Raw genomic sequence first — 19950 nt, 5'->3', positions numbered from 1 at the left:
GCGGGCCGTTAGATTCCCGACACCTGCATACCGATCCAAGGGACCGCCGCCATGATCCGCTACGAATACCGCGTGCTGAGCGCACCCACCAAGGGCCTCAAGGCGCCGGGCAAGAAGACCCCGGAAGCGCGGCACGCCAACGCGGTCGAGACGCTGCTGAACGCGCAGGCCGCCGAGGGCTGGGAATTCATGCGCACGGACCTGCTGCCCAGCGACGAGCGGCAGGGGCTCACCTCGAGCCAGACGGTCTATCGCACGGTGATGGTATTCCGCCGCCCCGTCACCGACGCGGCCGACGAGGTGATCGCCGATGCGCAGGCGGCCGCCGAGACGAAAGCGACACAGCCGACCCCGGAACGCGCCGCGCCGATCACGCCGCAGCACCCCGGCGGCGCGCCGGCCGATCCGCCCGACGCCGACCCCGACGAAACGCCGCCCAAGCCCGACTGACGCCCCGGGGCTTCCCCTTGAAAAGCCACGGCGATTTCCTACCTGTGAGGAAGTTCGCCGTCCACGTCACTCCTCGATCTCGATCGCCAGCGCGTGTATCTCGCCCATGAGCCTGGGCCCGATGGCGGCGTGCACCGCGCGGTGGCGCGCGATCCGCGTCATCGCGTTCAGTTCGGGGGCGCGGAGCCGCACGCGGAAATGCGACTGCCCGCCCTCCTGATAGCCCGCATGTCCGCGATGCGCTTCGCTTTCGTCAATGACTTCAACGTGCTGTACGTCGAATGCAGCCTCGAGAGCGCTGCGGATATCTGCCGATCTGTTCATTTTGCCGATCCGCCCCTTCAATTCGTGTGGTTTTAGCCTAAACTCTCCGCTCCGACTCGCAAAGAGGTGCCTCATGTCCAAATCAGATCCCTTCGGCTTCGACATGTCCGTGTCCTCGGCCAAGAAGAAGAACCCCCGCGGCCGGCGCGGCATGTCCGGCGCGTCCGAGACCTCGACCCGGCTCTGCGAACACGAGGGCTGCAAGGAGCCGGGCAAGTACCGCGCGCCCAAGGCGCCCGACGTGCTCGACGATTACTACTGGTTCTGCCAGCAGCACGTGCGGGAATACAACCTCAAGTGGAATTTCTTCGACGGCACCACCGAGGCCGAGATGAACGCTCAGATGTCCAAGGACAAGGTCTGGGAACGCGGCACCCGCCCCTTCAACGATCCCGAGACGCGCGCCTGGGCGCGGCTCGGCATCGAGGATCCGCACCAGGTGCTGGGCGAGAACGCCACGCGCAACCCGGGCAAGGCCAAGTCGGGCGGCGGACGTCGCCTGCCCCCCACGGAACGCCAGGCGATCGAGATTCTCGAAGCCGGGGACACCTGGACCAAGGCCGAAATCCGCAAGGCCTACAAGTCGCTGATCAAGGTGCTGCACCCTGACATCAACGGCGGGGACCGAAGCCAGGAGGAACAGCTGCAACAGGTCGTGTGGGCCTGGGACCAGATCAAGCAGAGCCGGAACTTCAAATGAGAACGGCCCCCGTCGGGGGGCCGTCTGGCGACATTATGTCTAGACATAACGCCCCTGTCAGGCCAGCTTGGCGTCCATCGTGATGTCGGCGCTCAGCAGCTTGGAGATCGGGCAGGACGTCTTGGTCGTCTCGGCGACCTCCTGGAAATCCGGCTCGGAGATTCCGGGGATCGACGCGCTCACGTCGAGATGCACCTTGGTCACCGCGAACCCGTCATCGACCTCGTCCAGCGTCACCGTCGCCTTGACGTCGATCCGGTCGGCGGTCACTCCCTTCTCGCCCAGCGCCAGCGACATGGCCATCGCGTAGCAACCCGCATGCGCCGCGCCGACAAGCTCCTCGGGATTGGTGCCGGGCGCGTCCTCGAACCGCGTGTTGAACCCGTAGGGGCTGTCCTTGAGCGCGCCGCTCTGCGTGCTGACGACGCCCTTGCCACTCTTGAGATCGCCTTGCCAGACTGCGGATGCGTTGCGTTTCATGGCCTAAACCTTTCGTTGCGCTGAGTGTGAAACCGCCGGGGTCCGCATCGCGGACACCGGCGGCCCCATAACGTCCGAAAGCTGTGAAAGTTCCCGACCGCGCGCGACCTGGCGGCGCGCTAGGCGGCCCGGAAAACCAGGCTGACGCCGTTCAGGCAGTGCCGTTTGCCGGTGGGGGCCGGGCCGTCGTCGAAGATGTGGCCGAGATGGCTGCCGCAGCGGGCGCAGTGGCATTCGGTGCGCACGAACAGGAACTTGCGGTCGTCCTTGGTGCCGATGGCGCCGGGCAGCGACTGGTAAAAGCTGGGCCAGCCGGTGCCGCTGTCGAACTTCGTTTCGGAGGAATAGAGCGGCAGATCGCAACCACGGCAATGGTATGTGCCGTCCTCGTAATTCTTGTCGAGCGGCGAGCTCCCGGCGCGCTCGGTTCCTTCCTCACGCATCACGTCGTATTGCGCGTCGCTCAGCATGGCGCGCCATTCGGCCTCGGTGCGGGTCACCTCGAAATCGCCCCCGGCGGCGCCGGTCGCGGCGCGGCTCAGCGCGGTCAGCGATCCTGCGGCGAGCGCGGCGGTGGCGGTGATGAAATATCGTCTCTGCATCCTTCTGCTCCTTTCAAAGGGCTGTCGGTCGCCTGAAATTGTGACCTGTGCAGGCCCGCACCACAAGACACGGGCCTGCACGTTCGCTTGAACAATGTTACTCGTTACCAACCAGTCGTGGTTCTATCACTCGGCCGGCAGGATCACGCCGTCGACCACGTGGATCACGCCGTTAGACTGTTTCACGTCCGCGATCGTCACGTGGATCATCTGCCCGCGCTCATCCTCGAGCGTGATCGTGCCGTCACCGTAAGTCGCCTTGAGCATGCAGCCGCCGAGCGTCGGAACCATGTGGCTGCCGCCATCGTCGTCGATCATGCCCATGATGTCGCCCGACATCGCGTCTGCGCCCACCACGTGGCAGGTCAGCACCTTGGTCAGCATCTCCTTGTTTTCCGGCTTCAGCAGCGTTTCCACCGTGCCTTCGGGCAGCGCGGCGAAGGCCGCGTTCGTGGGGGCGAAGACGGTGAACGGCCCCTCGCCCTGAAGCGTGCTGACGAGGCCCGCGGCCTTCACCGCGGCGACGAGCGTGGTGTGATCGGCCGAGTTCACCGCGTTCTCGACGATGTTCTTGTCGGCGAACATCGCCGCGCCGCCGACCATCGGGTTGCTGGTCGCGATCATCTGCGTGCCGGTTTCCGTGCTGGTGTTGGTGCCGGCCACGGCCGCGGTTGCGCCAAGGCAGATCGCGGCGGTCGCGCCCAGAATACGTGCATAGGTCATTTCTTGTCTCTCCTGTTCATTATCGGGCGGTGTTGCCCGGTTGGTGACAGGAGACACGAAGACCCGGATGAAAGAGTTTCAGGGCATCGTGATTTTTTTCCAGAGCGACGCATTCCGGGGATCCGGCGCGGGGCGGATCAGACCGGAGTGACGTTTCCGACGGCCAGCACCGCGCCGGTGGCGACGCCGGTTGGCGAGCCGCCCTCGGGTTCGTCCGAGATCGCCAGCACGCCGCCGGCAAGCTTCGGACGCAATTCGGTGGGGACGATCATGTTGCCCTTTTGTGCGTCGGGCAGCACGCCAAGAGAGATTGCCGGTTCCTCGCCCGCGATCAGCCACAACTCCAGCGAGCGGCCCGGCGCAGGTGCGCCGACGGGACGGTCCACATAGAGCGCGCCGCGCTCAGCGTCATAGGCCGCCTGAACGATCAGCGTGCCGTCTTCGGCCGCGATCTGCGCCACGTATTCCGGCTCCAGAGGGGCGCGCGGCCCGACGTCGAACAGCCCGGCGTTGAGTGCGATGACGGCGGCGACCGCCGCCGCGGCCAGGCCGCCGCTGATCCAGCCAAGGCCCAGCCGCTGGGCGACGGAACGTTGCTCGGGTTTGTCGAACAACTGCTGCATGATCCGCGCGCGCGCCCTTGCCGGCGGGGCGATTTCGGGGAAATCGTCCGTCAGCGCCGCGAAATCCTCGGCCCAGGCGGCGTAGAGCGCGCGCAATTCGGGGTCCTGCGCCATGCGTTCCTCGAACGCGGCGGCCTCCTCGGGCGTGAGCAACCCGAGGGCGTATTCCCCCGCGAGGACGCGGTCCTCGTCCCTGTCCGGTTGCGGCCCGTCGGTCATCGGTCCAGGCACTCCCTCAGTTTCAGCAGGCTGCGGCGCAGCCAGGTTCGCATCGTGTTGAGCGGCACGTCCATCGCCGCCGCCAGTTCGGCATATGTCTCACCCCCCAGATAGGCGCGGCGCACGGCCTCGGCCTTGTCGCGCTCGAGCTCGCCGAAGCAGCCGGCGAGCCGCTCGCGCTCGGAGCCCGCGACCGCGTGCGCCTCGGGGCCGGGGGCGGGATCGGGCACGACCTCGGCGGCGTCAAGCTCCGCCTGCCCTTCGCGGCGCCTGCGCAGCCGGTCGATGGCGGCGTTGCGCGCAATGGTGATGAGCCATGTCATCGGGCTCAGCCCGTTGGCGCGGTAGCGGTCGGCGTTGCGCCAGACCTTGACGAACACCTCCTGAAGCACTTCTTCCGCCTCGGCGCGGTCGTTCAAGACACGCAAGGCCACGCCAAAGAGTTTCGCCGAGGTCAGCGAATAGAGCCTGCCGAACGCCTCGCGGTCGCCGGTGGCTGTCCTGGCGATATGCTCTTCGATCAATGGCTGCGACAAGTTTCGGCCCTTGCGGAAACGGGAATTCAGCAAGTGTAGAGCAGGCGCGCCGGATGGCCAGCGAATCTTTGCCTTTCCCTTGCCCCCGGACGCGATATGTTGCACCAGAGCGCGAAAGCAAACGACCGGCGAGGAGCCCGACATGGCCGATGGCAGCATTGACATGAACGCGAAACCGACCGAGGAAATCTCGGTGCGCGAGGTGTTCGGCATCGACACCGACATGAACGTCAAGGGCTTTGCCGAGCGCACCGAGCGGGTGCCGGATCTCGACAGCACCTACAAATTCGACCCCGACACGACGCTGGCGATCCTCGCGGGGTTCGCGCATAACCGGCGCGTCATGATCCAAGGGTATCACGGCACCGGCAAATCGACCCATATCGAACAGGTGGCCAGCCGGCTGAACTGGCCCTGCGTGCGCGTCAACCTCGACAGCCATATCAGCCGGATCGACCTGATCGGCAAGGACGCGATCAAGCTGCGCGACGGCGTGCAGGTGACCGAATTCCACGAAGGCATCCTGCCCTGGGCGCTGCGCAACCCCACGGCGATCGTGTTCGATGAATACGACGCGGGCCGCGCCGACGTGATGTTCGTCATTCAGCGCGTGCTCGAGGCCGACGGCAAGCTGACGCTGCTCGACCAGAACGAGGTCATCACGCCCAACCCCTGTTTCCGCCTGTTCGCGACGTCCAACACCGTCGGGCTGGGGGACACGACCGGACTTTATCACGGCACGCAGCAGATCAACCAGGGCCAGATGGACCGCTGGAGCCTGGTGGCGACGCTGAACTATCTGCGCCATGACGCGGAGGTGAACATCGTGCTGTCCAAGAACCCCGTCTTCAACACGGAGAAGGGGCGCAAGACGATTTCCCAGATGGTGACGGTCGCGGATCTCACCCGGACCGCCTTCATGAACGGCGAGCTCAGCACGGTGATGAGCCCCCGCACGGTGATCGCCTGGGCGCAGAACGCCACCATCTTCCGCGACGTGGGCTACGCCTTCCGGCTGACCTTCCTGAACAAGTGCGACGAATTGGAGCGTCAGACCGTGGCCGAATTCTACCAGCGCTGTTTCGACGAGGAACTGCCGGAGAGCGCCGCGAGCGTGAGCATGGGGGTGAGTGTTGGATGACTTTGATCACATTGCCTGGATGTTCGCATTCATCTTAGCAGTTTGCAGTTACAAGCTGGGAGTTTACGTCGAGAAGGGGAGGAGCCCTTCCTATAAAGAAATGACCGTAAGTGCCCAAGAGTGCCAGTCGATGTTCGATCGGCGGCTCTCGGAGCTAGATGTTAGTGAATTAGGCACCATCCACTCCGAAATTCTCGCTTTTGAGGTTTCTGATAGGAGACCAGTAGGGGCAGAACTCAATGACTTGTGTATTCGTGTCTTCGACGAGTTAGAAACAGATTACGAGTCCGACGCGGGACGATATTAAAGAACAAACCCAGCGGCGACCCCGCCGATCCGTTCAGGAGCCGCCCGCCGAGGCGATCAAGGTGACGGCGGGGCCTCCGTCCGGTTTTGTCACACCCGGCGCATTGCCGCCAATCCGTTAGCGCGGCGGAATTTCACGCTCCGCGCGGGAACCTTATCCGATCTTCCACATCCAACTGGTCAGGCGCCGATCAAACAGGCGCCGGGGGCGGCTGAAATGAGAGCCTTACCGCCTTGGAGCGCGTCTGGCCGCCATTCGCAGCCGTTTCGTCCTGTGGAGATAAGAGGAAAAGCATCATGTCCAGAGTCGACCGGAAATTCGTTATCGCCATCGCCGGGATCATCGGCCTTGCAGCGCCAGCCAGCGCCGCGGGCTATTACGTCGAGGACCGCATCACGTCCAACAACCCCTTCGCCCTGCTCGGCGGCCAGGAGGCGGATGGGCCGACAAGCAAGAGTACCCGCCATGACGAGGGCGCGACCTCGATGAAGACGGGCGCCGATCTCGCCAAGGGATTGCTGGAGGGGCATCTTCATTCCGAGGGCGAGGACGCCATCCGCGGGCTGAGTTCCGAGTTCGGCGACCGGGTGACGATCATTGGCGGCGCGGGAACGAACGTGACTTTCAACTTTCATGTTGAAGCGGCGATCAATGCGGTCGTGGATGTGCTTGGCAAGACCCCGGCATTGATGACGGGACTGACCCGCTTTGCAGTTTTCGATCCGTCCCAGGGCGCCACGTCGGCAAACTGGACAAGTCTCGCCTTTCCGTTTTTCGGCACGGATCGAAGCCTCGGCAGCGATAAATCCAACTTTGGCTATCATGGGGCGGAGTTCGCTGTTCCGATATCGGACTCACTGTTTGAAACGCTTTCGGTTACGCTGCCGGTCCTTTCGGACAACCAGAGCTTTGACTTGTTCGCCGGACTGTCGACCTCGCTCCTTGCGGGCGACAACCCGCTTGACGTGGACATCACGTTCAGCAGCCTGGCGAGCCTCGGGCTCGCCGATGGGGTGACGATCAGTTCGGCCTCCGGCGTGTTCCTGACCCAAGGTCCGAACGCTGCGCCGCAGGCGATGGCTCCGGTGCCGCTGCCTGCGAGCGGCTTGCTGTTCCTCGGCGCGTTGGGGCTGCTGGGCTGGGGGTTGCGGCGCAAAACGGTGCGCGTCCGCTGAAGCGCCGCGGCGAAGGTCGGCAAGTGGCGGCTGCCCCTTCCCGGGCCGCCGCCATCGCAACCGCCGCGCGCCGGGGCCGATTCCGAAGCGCGATTGATTGCGGGAACACGGCCTGCCTGCCGCGCGGCTGCCGAACCGTCCGCGAAGGGCCGGCGATCGCGCGGCGGGACGCCGACAGCACAGCACCGACAGGGCGATTAACCGCTTGCCTCCCCCGCCCCGCTGCCCCATTTTCAGGGCCATGAGCAAACCCAGCGACAACCCCGCCGATCCGTTCAAGAAGGCGCTTGCCGAGGCGACCAAGGTGATGGCCGACGACACCGAGCTGTCGGTCACCTACTCCATGGATCCCTCGGGCGTCTCGGGGGACGCGATGCGGCTGCCGCAGGTCTCGCGCCGGATGAGCCGCGAGGAGGTGCTGCACGCGCGCGGCACGGCGGATGCGCTGGCGCTGCGCCACAAGTATCACGACGCCGCGACGCACGCGCGCTATGTCCCGCCCGGCGAGATGGCGCGCGACATCTACGAGGCGATGGAGACCGCGCGCTGCGAGGCGGTCGGCGCGCGCACCATGCCCGGCACCGCGAGCAACATCGACCACAAGATCGCCGCCGAGGCGCAGCGCCAGGGGTTCGAGCAGATCACCGACGCGGCGGATGCGCCGCTGGCCACCGCCGCCGGATATCTCATCCGCCACCTCGCCACCGGGCGCGACATGCCCGCCGGCGCGCAGAACGTGATGGAGCTCTGGCGCGGCTTCATCGAGGCCGAGGCGGGCGCCACGCTCGACACGCTTCAGGACACGCTCGCCGACCAGGGGAAATTCGCCCGCTTCGCCCGGCAGGTGATCGAGGATCTCGGCTATGGCGACCAGCTCGGCGACGACCCGGACGCGCCGGACGACGAGTCCGAGGACGACGTCGAACAGGACGCCGAGGACGAGGACGATCCCGACAGCGCCGGGCAGGACGAGAGCGAAAGCGACGAGGCCGACGCCGATCCCGAGCAGTCCCAGGACGAACAGCAGGACGCGAGCCAGGCGCAGGTCAGCATGGACGAGCAGGCCGACGAGGATTCAGGCGAGGAAACCGAGCTGCCCGATGGCGAGGCGCCGCTCGAACCGCCGGCGCCGCAGCCCGTGTCGGACGCCGATCCCGATTACCGCGTCTATTCCATCGACCACGACGAGGAGATCAACGCCGAGGATCTCGCCGAACCGGTCGAGCTGGAGCGCCTTCGCGCCTATCTCGACCAGCAGCTCGAACCCTTGAAGGGCGCGGTGAGCCGCCTCGCCAACAAGCTGCAACGCCGCCTTCAGGCGCAGCAGAGCCGGTCCTGGGAGTTCGACCGCGAGGAAGGCATCCTCGACGCCGGGCGGCTGGCGCGGGTGGTGGCCAACCCGACGACGCCGCTTTCCTTCAAGGTCGAGAAGGAGACCGAGTTCCGCGACACCGTGGTGACGCTCTTGCTGGACAATTCCGGCTCCATGCGGGGGCGGCCCATCTCGATCGCGGCGATCTGCGCGGACGTGCTGGCGCGCACGCTGGAGCGCTGCAACGTCAAGGTCGAGATCCTGGGCTTCACCACCCGCGCGTGGAAGGGCGGGCAGAGCCGCGAGGCGTGGCTCGCCGAGGGGCGTCCGCAGCTTCCCGGGCGGCTCAACGACCTGCGCCACATCGTCTACAAGTCCGCCGACAACCCGATGCGGCGCACGCGCCAGAATCTCGGGCTGATGATGAAGGAAGGGCTGCTGAAGGAGAATATCGACGGCGAGGCGCTCGAATGGGCGCATCGGCGCATGCTGCAGCGCCGCGAGGCGCGCAAGATCCTGATGGTGATCTCCGACGGCGCGCCGGTCGATGACAGCACGCTGAGCGTGAACCCCGCCAACTACCTCGAGAAGCACCTGCGCGACGTGATCGCGATGGTCGAGAAACGCCGCGCGGTCGAATTGCTGGCCATCGGCATCGGCCATGACGTGACGCGCTACTACGACCGCGCGGTGACGATCACCGACGTCGACCAGCTTGCCGGGGCGATGACCGAACAGCTTGCCGCGCTGTTTGACAGCGACCCCCGCGCGCGGGCGCGCGTCATGGGGATCAGGCGCGCGGGCTGAGCGTCGCCGAGACGATGACCGCCGGCGCATCGACCGTCCACGGCCCATGCGGCCCATAGATCGCGCGGATCCTGTCGGCCACGGCCCGCCGGATCAAAGCGCGCGCCGCCTTTGGTTGCGGGCGCAACAGCGCGCCGCCCCGCACCGTGCCTTCGAGAAAGAAATCGACCGGCGCGTCGGGGGCGTCGACCCGACACGTGGCGGGCGCCACGCGGAACCGGGGCCGCGCGAACCCGGCCTTCGTCAACGCGTCGGTCGCGATGCCCTCGTCGGCGTAGTCATGCGCGCCCGGCCCCGGCGGCAGGGCGACCGACGGATCGCCATGTTCCGCGATGGCGCCGAAGACGATGGTGAACACCGACGCCGCCGCGCCGCCCTGCCAAACGCTGTAGGCGATGCGCCCATCGGGGCGCAGCACGCGGGCGGCTTCGGCGAATGTCCGTCCGGGATGCGGAATATGCGGCACGCCGAAGCCGATCGTGACCGCGTCGAACATCGCGTCGTCAAAGGGCGCCGCCATCGCGTCGCCCTCGATGAACGTCGCGCCGGGGACGGCGTCGCGCGCGAGGTCGAGCATCGCGGGCGAGAAATCGAGCCCGGTCACGCGCGCCCCCGCCGCATGCAATCCGCACGCCACGTTGCCATGCCCGCAACAGAGGTCGAGCGCTTCGCATCCCGGCCCCGCCCCGACCGCCGACACCAGCGCCGGCACGCATTGATCGGCGGCTTCGGCGAACCGCGTCGCATAGTCGCGCGCGGTGGCCGGATCGGCCCAGCCCGCGCGCTCCAGCCGGTGAAAGGCGTCGAAATCGGGCATGGCGCCCCCTTTTTTCGGCCACTATAGCACATCGCCGTGCGATACCGGGGCTGGTCATTCCGCCGTGCCTGCGGCAGACAAGCATTGATCCATTCGACGAAAGGCCCGCCCCATGTTCCAGAGCTTCGACACCACCGCTTCGCCGGAACAGGGGCCGCCCCGGCTCGCGGCGCTGCGCGCGGCGTTGTCGGCCGCTGGCGTCGACGTCTTTCTCGTCCCCCGCGCGGACGCCCACCAGGGCGAATACGTCGCCCCCTGCGACGAGCGGCTGGCCTGGCTCACCGGGTTCACCGGCTCGGCCGGGTTTGCCGCCGTCACGCCCGAGCGCGCCGGTCTTTTCGTCGACGGGCGCTACCGCGCGCAGGCGCGCGGCCAGGTCGACGCGAAGAGTTTCGAGATCGTAAACTGGCCGGAAACCGGCCTTGCGAAATGGCTGAAGGAGGCGCTGCCCGACGGCGGGCGGGTCGGATATGATCCGTGGCTGCACACGCGGGGCGAGATCGACAAGCTGAACGACGCGCTGGAGGGCGGCGACATCATCACCCTGCCCTGCGACAACCTGGTCGATTCGATCTGGCACGACCGCCCCGGCCCGCCGACGGGCGCGATCACCGCCTATCCCGATGACCTCGCCGGTGAGACCTCGGCGCAGAAACGCGCGCGGCTGGCGGAGGCGCTGCGCGAGGCGGGCGCGCGCTGCGCGGTGCTGACGCTGACCGACAGCATCGCCTGGCTTCTCAACATCCGCGGCGCGGACATCCCGCGCAACCCGGTGCCGCACGCCTTCGCGATCCTGCATGACGACGCGACGGTCGATCTCTTCGTGAACGCGGCCAAGCTCGACGCGCTGCCCCCGTCCTGCACGCGCGACGGCGTGCGCGCGCATGACGACGCCGGTTTCGCCGCCGCGCTGGCCGAGCTGGAGGGGCCGGTGCGGCTGGACCGGTCGAGCGTGCCGGTGGCGGTGGTGAAGATCCTGACGGACGCCGGGATCGCGCGCGATTTCGGAGCGGAGCCCTGCGTGCTGCCCAAGGCGCGCAAGAACGCCGCCCAGCTCGACGCGACCCGCGCCGCGCACCTGCGCGACGGCGCGGCGGTCTGCGAGGCGCTGGCCTGGCTCGACGCGCAGGAGCCGGGCAGCGTGAGCGAGATCGGCGTCGTGACCGAGCTCGAGGCGCGCCGCCGCGCCAGGGGCGAGGAACTGGGGGGCGAGCTGCTCGACATCAGTTTCGACACCATTTCGGGCAGCGGGCCCAACGGCGCGCTGGCGCATTACCGCGTCTCCGAGGACAGCAACCGCACCATGCAGGAGGGCGACCTGCTGGTGCTGGACAGCGGCGGGCAATACCTTGACGGGACCACGGACATCACCCGCACCCTGCCCATCGGCGACCCCGGCGCGGACGAGCGCGCGGCCTTCACCCGCGTGTTGCAGGGGATGATTGCGATCAGCCGCCTGCGCTGGCCGCGGGGCCTGTCGGGGCGCGATATCGACGCCATCGCGCGTTATCCCCTGTGGCTTGCCGATCAGGATTACGCGCATGGCACGGGGCATGGCATCGGGGTCTATCTCTGCGTGCACGAGGGGCCGCAGCGCATCAGCCGCGCGAGCGAGGTCCCGCTCGAGCCGGGGATGATCCTGTCCAACGAGCCGGGTTATTACCGCGAGGGCGCTTTCGGCATCCGCATCGAGAACATCCTCGCCGTGCAGGAGGCCGCGCCGCTCGGGACCGGCGACGGCGTGACGCAGCTTTGCTTCGAGACGCTGAATTACGTGCCCATCGACCGCCGCCTGATCGACGTCGACCAGCTGAGCGCGGACGAGCGCGACTGGCTTGACGATTACCACGCCGATTGCCTCGAGAAGATCGGGCCGCTGCTGGAGGGGGACGCGGCGGCCTGGCTCGAGAGGAACGCGCGCCCGCTCTAGGGCGATTTTGCATAGGCAGCGCCGCCGCGCATGGGTAAGCTGGCGGCGCAAGCATCAGGGAGGCAGCATGCCGCATATAAGAATTCGCAAGGCGGGCGGCACATGGGTCGTTCGCGCCGGGGGCGCCGTTCTGGCGGAGACGCGCGATGCGCTTGAACTCAGCGAAGGAGATTACCCGGCGGTGATCTATTTCCCGCGCGCCGACGTGGCGATGGCCTTTCTCGACGACAGCGAGCAGACCACCAAATGCCCGCACAAGGGGCGGGCCAGCTACTTCAACATCGTCACCAAGAGCCAGACGCTCGAGAACGCGGCGTGGAGCTATCCCGACCCGAACGAGCAGGCGGCCGCCATCGCCGGGCATCTCGCCTTTCACCGCAGCGACACGGTGACGGTCGAGGAAGTCTGAGCGCGGCGGCGCGGCGCCGGCCGCTCAGCTATGCTCTTCCTTGCTGATGGCGCTCAGCGCGCGGTTGAACGCCTGCAGCGCATCGACATGAAAGAGCGCGCCCAGCAGTTCCGGCTCCTCTCCCTGCTTGCCGAGCGTGACCACCGGAATGAAAAGCACGCCGGTGCGGTCGAAGATCGGCATCGCCACCTCGAGCGTCGCGGTGGCGTCGATGTAGATGCCGTCGTCGATCATCTCCCAGCAGGTCTCTTTCGGGGCGCCCTTGGCATGGTCGGGCTTGCGCATCAGCAAACTGACCCGGTTCATTGACAGCAGGTAGGATTGCGGCCCCGCCGCAAGGCGCACTCCGCGCCGCTCAAGCTGCGTGAGGAAATAGGAGCGCGCCACGAACCGCGCCGACAGCGCGGTCGAGATCGACACGGAGATCATCACCGCGATCCCGGTCTGCCAGTCGCCGGTCAGTTCGAACACGATCAGCGTGGTCGAGATCGGCGCGCCGAGCACCGCGCCGGCCACCGCGCCCATCCCCGCCAGCGCGTAGAGCGTGGCGCTGCCGGACACCTCGGGGAAGAAGCCGGTCGCGATCAGCCCGAAGGCCAGCCCGGTGAGCGCGCCCACCATCAGCGAGGGCGAGAACATCCCGCCGCCCATCATGCCGCCCATCGTGATCGCCACCGCCGCGACCTTGAGCACGGCGAACACGACCGCCTCGTGCAGCACCAGCTTGCCGGTGAGCGCGGCCGAGGTCGTCTCGTAGCCGACGCCGATGATATGCGGATACCAGATCGCCATCCCCCCCAGCAGCGCGCCCGCGATCACCGGGCGCAACCAGCGCGGAAACCCGAGCCGCTTCATCGCCGCGCCCGCCGTGTCCTCGGCGAAGAAGATCGAATACATGTAGATCGCCGCGACCATCCCGCTCACCACGCCCAGCAGCAGGTAGGCGGGAAGCTCCCCGTAGAACGCGAGGACACCGCTGCCGGGCACGATGAATTCGGTGATGTCGCCGAAATAGAACCGGCTGACCACGGCGCCCGCGACGCTGGCGATGACGATGGGGGCGAAGGCCTGCACGGCGAAATGGCGCAGCACCACCTCCATCGCGAAGAGCGCGCCGGCGATCGGCGCGTTGAACGACGCCGAAACCGCCGCCGCGACCGCGCAGCCCAGCAGGTTGCGCCCGGTGATCCCGTCGGCGTCGATGCGCGAGCTGACCCAGCTCGCCAGCACGCCGGCCATGTGCACCACCGGCCCCTCGCGCCCGCCCGAGCCGCCCATGCCCAGCGTCACCAGCGAGGCCGCGATCGAGGCGACGCCGGCGCGGTGCTCCATCCTGCCCTCGTTCACCGCCGCGCCCTCGATCACCTCGGCCACGGCGCGGGCGCGGGCGTCGGGGGTGAAATGGTGCAGGATCTGCCCGATGATGACCCCGCCCATGATCGGCACGGCGAGGATCCACCACCAGTCGAGCGTCTGCACGTAGCTGTGCAGGCGCGTTCCGTCGTCGGCGCCGTAGGAGAACCGTTCGAGCGCCTCGAGCGACTTTCGGAAGAGAACCGTGAGGAAACCGGCCATCACCCCGATCCCGAGCGCGATCAGCCAGAACTGGAACTTGCTCGGGCCGCGGGTCAGCAACACGCGCCACATCTTGTGCAGCGTCTTGCGCAGCGCGGCGACATTGCGCGCGACGAAGGGGTTTTCCGGCTCACTCATGCGTCTTGTCCGGGCGTCTTGCCGATGGTCTTTCCCCTTGCTGGCCCTTGCACTAGGTTCACCGCCAAGCGGGAGGACGCGATGACGGACAAGGACGGAGCGATTGCCGCGCTGGACACATTACTAGGCCAACGGCTCGTGCGGTCCAAGGCCGATCTGGCCGCGCACGGCGAATCCGAATCGCATTTCGCGACGACGCCGCCCGATGCGGTGGCCTATCCCGAAACCGCCGAAGAGGTGGCGCGGATCGTGGCCATCTGCGCCCGCGCCCGCCTGCCGGTCGTCGGCTGGGGGGCGGGCACGTCGCTCGAGGGACAGGCGCAGGCGTTCCAGGGCGGCGTGAGCGTCGATTTCACCCGCATGAACAAGGTTCTGGAGCTGCGCGCCGACGACATGGACGTGACCGTGCAGCCCGGCGTCACGCGCGAGGCGCTCAACCATGAACTGCGCGCGACGGGCCTGTTCTTCCCGGTCGATCCGGGCGCCAACGCTACGCTGGGCGGCATGGCTTCGACCCGCGCGAGCGGCACCACCGCGGTGCGCTACGGCACGATGCGCGACAACGTGATCGCGCTCGAGGTGGTGACGGCGGACGGGCGGATCATCCGCACCGGCGCCCGCGCGCGCAAGTCGAGCGCGGGCTACGACCTTACCGGGCTGTTCGTCGGGGCCGAGGGCACGCTCGGGCTCATCACCGCGCTCACGCTGCGCCTGCACGGCCAACCCGAGGCGATCTCGGCCGCGATCTGCGCGTTTCCGGGCGTCGGCGAGGCGGTGGGCGCGGTGATGGACGCGATCCAGATGGGCCTGCCCGTCGCGCGGATCGAACTGATGGACGCCGCCAGCGTGGCCGCGGCCAACGCCTATTCCGGCATGGACATGCCCGAGCGCCCGCACCTGCTGCTGGAATTCCACGGCTCGCCCGCCGCGGTCGCCGAATGTTCCGAAACCTTCGGCGAAATCGCAGCGCTGCATGGCGGGTCGGGTTTCGACCGCGCGACCCGCACCGAGGAGCGCAACGCGCTCTGGGAGATGCGGCACAACGCCTATTACGCGATCCTCGCCGCGCGGCCCGGGGCGCGCGCCATCGTCACCGACATCTGCGTGCCGATCAGCAAACTTGCCGAAGCAGTGGACGAGACCCGCCGCGACCTTCAGGAAAGCGGCGTGCAGGGGCCGATCCTCGGCCATGTGGGCGACGGAAACTTTCACGCGATCCTCCTGATCGACGAAACCGACGCGGAGGAGGTCGCCGCCGCGAAGGCCGTGTCGGACCGGATGGTGAAACGCGCGCTGCGGCTGGGCGGCACCGCCACGGGCGAGCACGGCGTCGGCGTCGGCAAGCTGGGCTACATGCGCGCGGAGCACGGCCAGGCATGGGAGGCGATGGGCGCGCTGAAGCAGGCGTTCGATCCGCTGAATATCATGAACCCCGGCAAGCTGGTCCCGCCGCGCAACTGACAGGGCGCGCCGCCCCCGCTCAGGCCAGCGACGCGGCGAGCCAGCGGCCAAGCCGGGCGCGCGGTGGCGCGCTGCGCGTGGGCGCGCCCGGCGGTTCTGGTTGCGCCAACGCGCCGTCATGCCAGAGCCGCCCGACGATCTGTTCATCCAGCGCCCAGCGCCCGATCGCGCCGCGCGCGCGGTCGGCCTGCTGGCCCGCGATCCATTCGCTCAGCCGGCGCAGATCGGGCTCGGGGGCGTCCGCCGCCACGGCGTAGAAGCCGGAATTGACCCGCAGGCAGATATTGTCCAGCACCAGCGCAGCCGCCTGGAACTTCAGCGGCACGTCGCGCTTGTGCAGATGGTTGAACCGCTCGGGCGTGCCGTTGAAGAATGCGGTGACGGCGCCGGCCAGATCGACCTGTCGCTGCCCCATCGCCCAACCGAGCACCGGTTCGGGGTGCAAATCCCAGTCATAGCTGCGCACGAGGGAGCGCAGGCCTTCCGCCCCCGCCGCACGGGCGGCGGCGAGATGCGCCTCGGCCGGCTGGCGCGCCCAGCCGGACCTGTTCCAGTCATATATCGGGGTTGTCGCCCTGCGCCTCGCCGTCACGGATTCGCCTTTCGTGTTAGCCCCTGGGTTCGCGTCGCACGAGGATCTGCAGCGCCAGCTTGGAAAAACTTGGGAACGAATGTGGCGGCGCTGCGGCAAGTCGCGAAAATCGCCGACCGTGGCGAGCGGCAAACCGCTGCAAGCCCTTGCCGTGGGCGCGTGGGCGGATACTCTGGCGGACATGCTCACGCGGATCATGGATCTCTTCAAGGGCGACACGCCCGCGCCGCTGCCCGAGCCTGACGCGCGGATCGCGCTCGGGGCGCTGATGGTGCGGGTAATCAAGGCGGACGAGGGATACCGCGCCGAGGAGATCGGCCGCATCGAACGCCTGCTGGCGCGGATCAACGGGCTCGGCCAGCCGGAGGCCGCCAAGCTGCGCGCCACCTGCGAAAAGATCGAGGCCGCCGCCCCGGCAACCCGGGCTTTCGCGCTGCTGATCCGCGAGACCGTCAGCCTCGAGGCGCGCGTCGAGGCGCAGGGCGCGTTATGGGAGGTGATGCTCGCCGACGGGCTGGAGCGCGACGAGGATCTCGAACGCATGGAGCGGATGCGCGCGGCGCTCGGGCTGAGCGAGGAGGACTGCGCCCCGATTCGCGCGCGCGACGCCGCGCGGTAGCGCGCTTTCGGTTTGGCGCGGGGGGCGCGCCGGGATATAACCCCGCCCATGATAGCTGACATTCTCAGACGACTCACGGCGCCCGCGCCTGAACCGCTCAACCCCGAGGACGCGCGGCGCGCGCTCGCCGCGCTACTGGTGCGGGTGGCGCGGACCGACGGCGATTACAGCCCCGGCGAGATCAGGCGCATCGACCGCATTCTCGCCACCCGCTACGGGCTGGGCGAGGACGCCGCGCAATCCCTGCGCGCCGAGGCCGAGACGCTCGAGGCGAGCGCGCCGGACACGGTGCGTTTCACGCGCGCGATCAAGGACGCCGTCCCCTACGAGGAGCGCATCGGCGTGATCGAATCGCTCTGGCAGGTCGCGCTTGCTGACGGGCAGCGGGACGAGTCCGAGGATGCGATCCTGCGCATGGCGTCGAATTTTCTCGGGGTCAGCGACATGGACAGCGCGCTCGCCCGGAAACGCGTCGACGAAGGCGGATGATCGCCAGCCTGCCGATGTATGACCGCCCCGAGACGGCGGCGGCGAACGACGCGCTCTGGTCCGGCATCCGCGCCCGCCTGCCCTTCGCCGCGCCCGCGCGCCTGACCCGCGGCGGCGATTTGTGGGAGCAATGGCAATCGCCCGATCTCGTGCTGTCGCAGACCTGCGGCTATCCCTTTCGCGCGCGGCTGAATGGCCGCGTGACGCTGATCGGCGCGCCGGACCACGCGCTGCCGGGTTGTCCGCCGGGGCATTACAATTCGGTCTTCGTCGCGCGGCGCGACGATCCGCGCGCCGCCCCGGCCGAATTCGCGCAGGCGCGTTTCGCCTTCAACGAGGCGCTGTCGCAATCGGGATGGGCCGCCCCGCAGACCCATGCCGCCGCGCATGGCTTCGCCTTCGCCAACCCGGTGCAGACCGGCGGGCACGCCGCCTCGGCCCGCGCGGTGGCCGAGGGGCGCGCGGACATCGCCGCGATCGACGCGCTGAGCTGGGCGCTGATCCTGCGCCATGACAGATGGGCCGACGCGCTGAAGGAACTGGAGCGCACCGCGCCCACGCCGATCCTGCCCTACATCACTGCGTCCGGGCGCGACGCCGACGCGCTGGCCGACGCGGTGGCGGGCGCCATCGCCGCGCTGGAGGCATGGCATCGCGAGGCGCTGATGCTGACAGGGCTCGTCCGCCTGCCCGCAGAGGCGTGGCTCACCGTGCCCAATCCGCCGCCGCCGGAGGGCGCGCGCCCCACCTGACCCTGCGTCACTTGCGGCGGCCCGCGCCCGCACCCTTGCATTGCACGTTGCATTGTGGCGGAATTTGCGCCCTACTGCCTTGCGCAACCTGCCCGCTGCATATCCGGAGCCGCCTTGACCGACACCGCCCCCGTCATAGAGATCGCCAATCTGCACAAGGCCTACGGCGCGCTGGAGGTGATCAAGGGGGTGGACATCACCGCCCGGCGCGGCGACGTGGTGTCGCTGATCGGTTCTTCGGGGTCGGGCAAATCGACCATCCTGCGCTGCGCCAACCTGCTCGAGGACAGCCAGCAGGGCGACATCCTCTTCAAGGGCGAGCCGGTGACATGGCGCGGCAAGGGGCTGCACCGTCACCCGTCCGACCCCAAGCAGGTGCTGCGCATCCGCACCAATCTCAGCATGGTGTTCCAGCAATTCAATCTCTGGGCGCATCTCACCATCCTGCAAAACGTGATGGAGGCGCCCGTCACCGTCCTGCGCCGCCCCCGCGCCGAGGTCGAGGAGGCCGCGCGCGGCTATCTCGACAAGGTGGGCATCGCCGACAAGGCCGACGCCTACCCGGCCCAGCTCTCGGGGGGGCAGCAGCAGCGCGCCGCGATCGCGCGCGCGCTCGCGATGGAGCCCGAGGCGCTTTTGTTCGACGAACCGACAAGCGCGCTCGACCCCGAGCTCGAACAGGAGGTGGTGCGCGTGATCCGCGACCTTGCGAACGAGGGACGCACGATGATGATCGTCACGCATGACATGAAGATGGCCGCGGATGTGTCTGATCACGTTGTGTTCCTGCACCAGGGCCTTATCGAGGAAGAAGGCGCGCCCGAACGGCTGTTCGGGGCGCCGGAATCGGAACGGCTGCGGGGCTTTCTGAGCTCGACCCGGCCGGACTGAACCATCCCGTCACACGGGATAAAACCAAGGGAGACCAAGAAAATGAAGAAACTGATGATGACCGCGACCGCGCTGGCGCTCGGCGCCGGGATGGCTGCGGCCGACACGATCCGCATGGGCACCGAGGGCGCCTACCCGCCCTACAACTTCATCAACGATTCCGGCGAGGTAGACGGCTTTGAGCGCGAGCTGGGCGACGAGCTCTGCAAACGCGCGGAACTGACCTGCGAATGGGTGACGAACGATTGGGACAGCATCATTCCCAACCTGGTGTCGGGCAACTACGACACCATCATCGCCGGCATGACCATCAACGATGAGCGTGACGAGGTGATCGATTTCACCCAGAACTACACCATGCCGGACCCGTCCGCGTACCTGGCGCTGTCCAAGGACGTCGATGTCGACAGCGGCGTGGTGACGGCCCAGACCGGCACGATCCAGGCCGCGTTCGTTGCGGATAGCGGCGCGACGCTGGTGGAATTCGCCACCCCCGAGGAAACCGTCGCCGCCGTGCGCAACGGCGAGGCCGACGCGGTCCTGGCGGACAAGTCCTACCTCGTTCCCATCGCCGAGGAAGACGACAGCCTGGTGCTTCTCGACCGCGAGGAGAACATCAACATGGGCATCGGCATGGGCATCCGCGAGAGCGACACCGAGCTCAGGGAGAAATTCGACGCCGCGATCACCTCGATGAAGGAGGACGGATCGCTGAACGAACTGATCAAGAAATGGGACGTGGGCGCCACGTTCGACTGATCCTCGACCGGAGGGGGGCCGCGCGCCCCCCTCTTTCAATGTTCTGAAAATACTCAACCAACCTCGCCACGAGGCCCGCCATCTTCGATTTCTGCGCAACCCCCGAGACGCTCGATTCC

The 19950-nt window shown here is 67.8% G+C and carries 22 protein-coding genes; 13 read left to right on the top strand and 9 right to left on the bottom strand.

Annotated features, from left to right (window positions below; translation table 11 throughout):
• Positions 1 to 51 precede the first annotated feature (51 nt).
• Positions 52 to 450 (top strand): DUF4177 domain-containing protein, encoded by a 399-nt coding sequence (locus D6850_RS08850; RefSeq protein ID WP_121165954.1) that lies wholly within the window; start codon positions 52 to 54, stop codon positions 448 to 450.
• A gap of 66 nt (positions 451 to 516) precedes the next feature.
• On the opposite strand, the gene D6850_RS08845 is transcribed toward D6850_RS08850, so the two are convergent.
• Positions 517 to 774: a BolA family protein gene (locus tag D6850_RS08845; RefSeq protein ID WP_121166873.1), complete on the bottom strand. Its 258-nt coding sequence runs from the start codon at positions 772 to 774 to the stop codon at positions 517 to 519.
• A 73-nt stretch (positions 775 to 847) separates the two neighbouring features.
• On the opposite strand from D6850_RS08845, the gene D6850_RS08840 reads away from it, so the two are divergent.
• Positions 848 to 1474: a J domain-containing protein gene (locus tag D6850_RS08840; protein ID WP_121165952.1), complete on the top strand. Its 627-nt coding sequence runs from the start codon at positions 848 to 850 to the stop codon at positions 1472 to 1474.
• 57 nt (positions 1475 to 1531) lie between these two features.
• Here the strand turns inward: D6850_RS08840 and D6850_RS08835 are convergent, their stop codons facing one another.
• The 5 genes from D6850_RS08835 to D6850_RS08815 form a co-directional block, all read right to left on the bottom strand.
• Positions 1532 to 1954, bottom strand: coding sequence for an OsmC family protein (locus D6850_RS08835; protein ID WP_121165950.1), 423 nt, complete (start codon positions 1952 to 1954; stop codon positions 1532 to 1534).
• Between the two features lie 119 nt (positions 1955 to 2073).
• Positions 2074 to 2556: a peptide-methionine (R)-S-oxide reductase MsrB gene (gene msrB, locus D6850_RS08830; RefSeq protein ID WP_121165948.1), complete on the bottom strand. Its 483-nt coding sequence runs from the start codon at positions 2554 to 2556 to the stop codon at positions 2074 to 2076.
• Between the two features lie 126 nt (positions 2557 to 2682).
• Positions 2683 to 3279 (bottom strand): fasciclin domain-containing protein, encoded by a 597-nt coding sequence (locus D6850_RS08825; protein WP_121165946.1) that lies wholly within the window; start codon positions 3277 to 3279, stop codon positions 2683 to 2685.
• A 137-nt stretch (positions 3280 to 3416) separates the two neighbouring features.
• Positions 3417 to 4121: an anti-sigma factor gene (locus D6850_RS08820; protein ID WP_121165944.1), complete on the bottom strand. Its 705-nt coding sequence runs from the start codon at positions 4119 to 4121 to the stop codon at positions 3417 to 3419.
• Positions 4118 to 4657 (bottom strand): sigma-70 family RNA polymerase sigma factor, encoded by a 540-nt coding sequence (locus tag D6850_RS08815; RefSeq protein WP_166434027.1) that lies wholly within the window; start codon positions 4655 to 4657, stop codon positions 4118 to 4120. The genes D6850_RS08820 and D6850_RS08815 overlap by 4 nt, the downstream gene beginning before the upstream one ends.
• Before the next feature lie 142 nt (positions 4658 to 4799).
• Between D6850_RS08815 and cobS the strand changes: the two genes are divergently transcribed.
• The 3 genes from cobS (at position 4800) to cobT (ending at position 9399) form a co-directional block, all read left to right on the top strand.
• Complete coding sequence (cobS, locus tag D6850_RS08810; RefSeq protein WP_121165942.1) at positions 4800 to 5798, top strand: cobaltochelatase subunit CobS; 999 nt, start codon at positions 4800 to 4802, stop codon at positions 5796 to 5798.
• A 540-nt stretch (positions 5799 to 6338) separates the two neighbouring features.
• Positions 6339 to 7280 carry a hypothetical protein gene (locus D6850_RS08800; protein WP_147438881.1) on the top strand — a complete coding sequence of 314 codons (942 nt, stop codon included), beginning with the start codon at positions 6339 to 6341 and terminating at the stop codon, positions 7278 to 7280.
• A gap of 241 nt (positions 7281 to 7521) precedes the next feature.
• Entirely contained in the window at positions 7522 to 9399 is a 1878-nt protein-coding gene (gene cobT / locus D6850_RS08795) for a cobaltochelatase subunit CobT (protein ID WP_121165937.1), read from the top strand.
• Here cobT and D6850_RS08790 read toward each other — a convergent pair.
• Positions 9383 to 10216, bottom strand: coding sequence for a class I SAM-dependent methyltransferase (locus D6850_RS08790; RefSeq protein ID WP_121165935.1), 834 nt, complete (start codon positions 10214 to 10216; stop codon positions 9383 to 9385). The genes cobT and D6850_RS08790 overlap by 17 nt on opposite strands.
• A 112-nt stretch (positions 10217 to 10328) precedes the next feature.
• Between D6850_RS08790 and D6850_RS08785 the strand changes: the two genes are divergently transcribed.
• Positions 10329 to 12146, top strand: coding sequence for an aminopeptidase P family protein (locus tag D6850_RS08785; protein WP_121165933.1), 1818 nt, complete (start codon positions 10329 to 10331; stop codon positions 12144 to 12146).
• Between the two features lie 67 nt (positions 12147 to 12213).
• Positions 12214 to 12555 carry a DUF427 domain-containing protein gene (locus D6850_RS08780; protein WP_121165931.1) on the top strand — a complete coding sequence of 114 codons (342 nt, stop codon included), beginning with the start codon at positions 12214 to 12216 and terminating at the stop codon, positions 12553 to 12555.
• A 24-nt stretch (positions 12556 to 12579) separates the two neighbouring features.
• Here the strand turns inward: D6850_RS08780 and D6850_RS08775 are convergent, their stop codons facing one another.
• Positions 12580 to 14268, bottom strand: a complete 1689-nt coding sequence (locus D6850_RS08775) for a chloride channel protein (protein WP_121165930.1) — start codon at positions 14266 to 14268, stop codon at positions 12580 to 12582.
• A gap of 81 nt (positions 14269 to 14349) precedes the next feature.
• Between D6850_RS08775 and D6850_RS08770 the strand changes: the two genes are divergently transcribed.
• On the top strand, positions 14350 to 15729 hold the full coding sequence (locus tag D6850_RS08770; protein WP_206019232.1) for an FAD-binding oxidoreductase: 1380 nt from the start codon (positions 14350 to 14352) through the stop codon (positions 15727 to 15729).
• Positions 15730 to 15748: 19 nt separating this feature from the next.
• Here D6850_RS08770 and D6850_RS08765 read toward each other — a convergent pair whose 3' ends face one another.
• On the bottom strand, positions 15749 to 16321 hold the full coding sequence (locus D6850_RS08765; protein WP_121165926.1) for a hypothetical protein: 573 nt from the start codon (positions 16319 to 16321) through the stop codon (positions 15749 to 15751).
• A 79-nt stretch (positions 16322 to 16400) separates the two neighbouring features.
• Here D6850_RS08765 and D6850_RS08760 point away from each other — a divergent pair, with 79 nt between their 5' ends.
• The 5 genes from D6850_RS08760 to D6850_RS08740 all read left to right on the top strand — a co-directional run bounded on the left by D6850_RS08760 (position 16401) and on the right by D6850_RS08740 (position 19831).
• On the top strand, positions 16401 to 16940 hold the full coding sequence (locus D6850_RS08760; RefSeq protein ID WP_342769532.1) for a tellurite resistance TerB family protein: 540 nt from the start codon (positions 16401 to 16403) through the stop codon (positions 16938 to 16940).
• Between the two features lie 48 nt (positions 16941 to 16988).
• A complete protein-coding gene (locus D6850_RS08755) occupies positions 16989 to 17429 on the top strand; it encodes a tellurite resistance TerB family protein (protein WP_121165924.1) in 441 nt (146 codons plus the stop codon).
• Complete coding sequence (locus D6850_RS08750; RefSeq protein WP_121165922.1) at positions 17426 to 18181, top strand: phosphate/phosphite/phosphonate ABC transporter substrate-binding protein; 756 nt, start codon at positions 17426 to 17428, stop codon at positions 18179 to 18181. Before D6850_RS08755 ends, D6850_RS08750 begins: the two co-directional genes overlap by 4 nt.
• A 114-nt stretch (positions 18182 to 18295) precedes the next feature.
• Positions 18296 to 19072, top strand: a complete 777-nt coding sequence (locus tag D6850_RS08745; RefSeq protein WP_121165920.1) for an ABC transporter ATP-binding protein — start codon at positions 18296 to 18298, stop codon at positions 19070 to 19072.
• Between the two features lie 42 nt (positions 19073 to 19114).
• Complete coding sequence (locus D6850_RS08740; RefSeq protein ID WP_121165918.1) at positions 19115 to 19831, top strand: transporter substrate-binding domain-containing protein; 717 nt, start codon at positions 19115 to 19117, stop codon at positions 19829 to 19831.
• Positions 19832 to 19950: the final 119 nt, after the last annotated feature.

Source organism: Roseovarius spongiae (assembly GCF_003651245.1).
Lineage (GTDB): Bacteria > Pseudomonadota > Alphaproteobacteria > Rhodobacterales > Rhodobacteraceae > Roseovarius > Roseovarius spongiae.
The sequence above is the reverse complement of the archived record's forward strand: the minus strand, read 5'-3'. Positions and strand labels throughout refer to the sequence as shown.

What these genes read in the sequence shown, in the direction of transcription:
- D6850_RS08850 (WP_121165954.1), top strand. Translation starts at nt 52, where the DNA reads ATGATCCGCTACGAATACCGCGTGCTGAGCGCACCCACCAAGGGCCTC.
- D6850_RS08845 (WP_121166873.1), bottom strand. Translation starts at nt 774, where the DNA reads ATGAACAGATCGGCAGATATCCGCAGCGCTCTCGAGGCTGCATTCGAC.
- D6850_RS08840 (WP_121165952.1), top strand. Translation starts at nt 848, where the DNA reads ATGTCCAAATCAGATCCCTTCGGCTTCGACATGTCCGTGTCCTCGGCC.
- D6850_RS08835 (WP_121165950.1), bottom strand. Translation starts at nt 1,954, where the DNA reads ATGAAACGCAACGCATCCGCAGTCTGGCAAGGCGATCTCAAGAGTGGC.
- msrB (WP_121165948.1), bottom strand. Translation starts at nt 2,556, where the DNA reads ATGCAGAGACGATATTTCATCACCGCCACCGCCGCGCTCGCCGCAGGA.
- D6850_RS08825 (WP_121165946.1), bottom strand. Translation starts at nt 3,279, where the DNA reads ATGACCTATGCACGTATTCTGGGCGCGACCGCCGCGATCTGCCTTGGC.
- D6850_RS08820 (WP_121165944.1), bottom strand. Translation starts at nt 4,121, where the DNA reads ATGACCGACGGGCCGCAACCGGACAGGGACGAGGACCGCGTCCTCGCG.
- cobS (WP_121165942.1), top strand. Translation starts at nt 4,800, where the DNA reads ATGGCCGATGGCAGCATTGACATGAACGCGAAACCGACCGAGGAAATC.
- cobT (WP_121165937.1), top strand. Translation starts at nt 7,522, where the DNA reads ATGAGCAAACCCAGCGACAACCCCGCCGATCCGTTCAAGAAGGCGCTT.
- D6850_RS08790 (WP_121165935.1), bottom strand. Translation starts at nt 10,216, where the DNA reads ATGCCCGATTTCGACGCCTTTCACCGGCTGGAGCGCGCGGGCTGGGCC.
- D6850_RS08785 (WP_121165933.1), top strand. Translation starts at nt 10,329, where the DNA reads ATGTTCCAGAGCTTCGACACCACCGCTTCGCCGGAACAGGGGCCGCCC.
- D6850_RS08780 (WP_121165931.1), top strand. Translation starts at nt 12,214, where the DNA reads ATGCCGCATATAAGAATTCGCAAGGCGGGCGGCACATGGGTCGTTCGC.
- D6850_RS08775 (WP_121165930.1), bottom strand. Translation starts at nt 14,268, where the DNA reads ATGAGTGAGCCGGAAAACCCCTTCGTCGCGCGCAATGTCGCCGCGCTG.
- D6850_RS08770 (WP_206019232.1), top strand. Translation starts at nt 14,350, where the DNA reads ATGACGGACAAGGACGGAGCGATTGCCGCGCTGGACACATTACTAGGC.
- D6850_RS08760 (WP_342769532.1), top strand. Translation starts at nt 16,401, where the DNA reads ATGTGGCGGCGCTGCGGCAAGTCGCGAAAATCGCCGACCGTGGCGAGC.
- D6850_RS08755 (WP_121165924.1), top strand. Translation starts at nt 16,989, where the DNA reads ATGATAGCTGACATTCTCAGACGACTCACGGCGCCCGCGCCTGAACCG.
- D6850_RS08750 (WP_121165922.1), top strand. Translation starts at nt 17,426, where the DNA reads ATGATCGCCAGCCTGCCGATGTATGACCGCCCCGAGACGGCGGCGGCG.
- D6850_RS08740 (WP_121165918.1), top strand. Translation starts at nt 19,115, where the DNA reads ATGAAGAAACTGATGATGACCGCGACCGCGCTGGCGCTCGGCGCCGGG.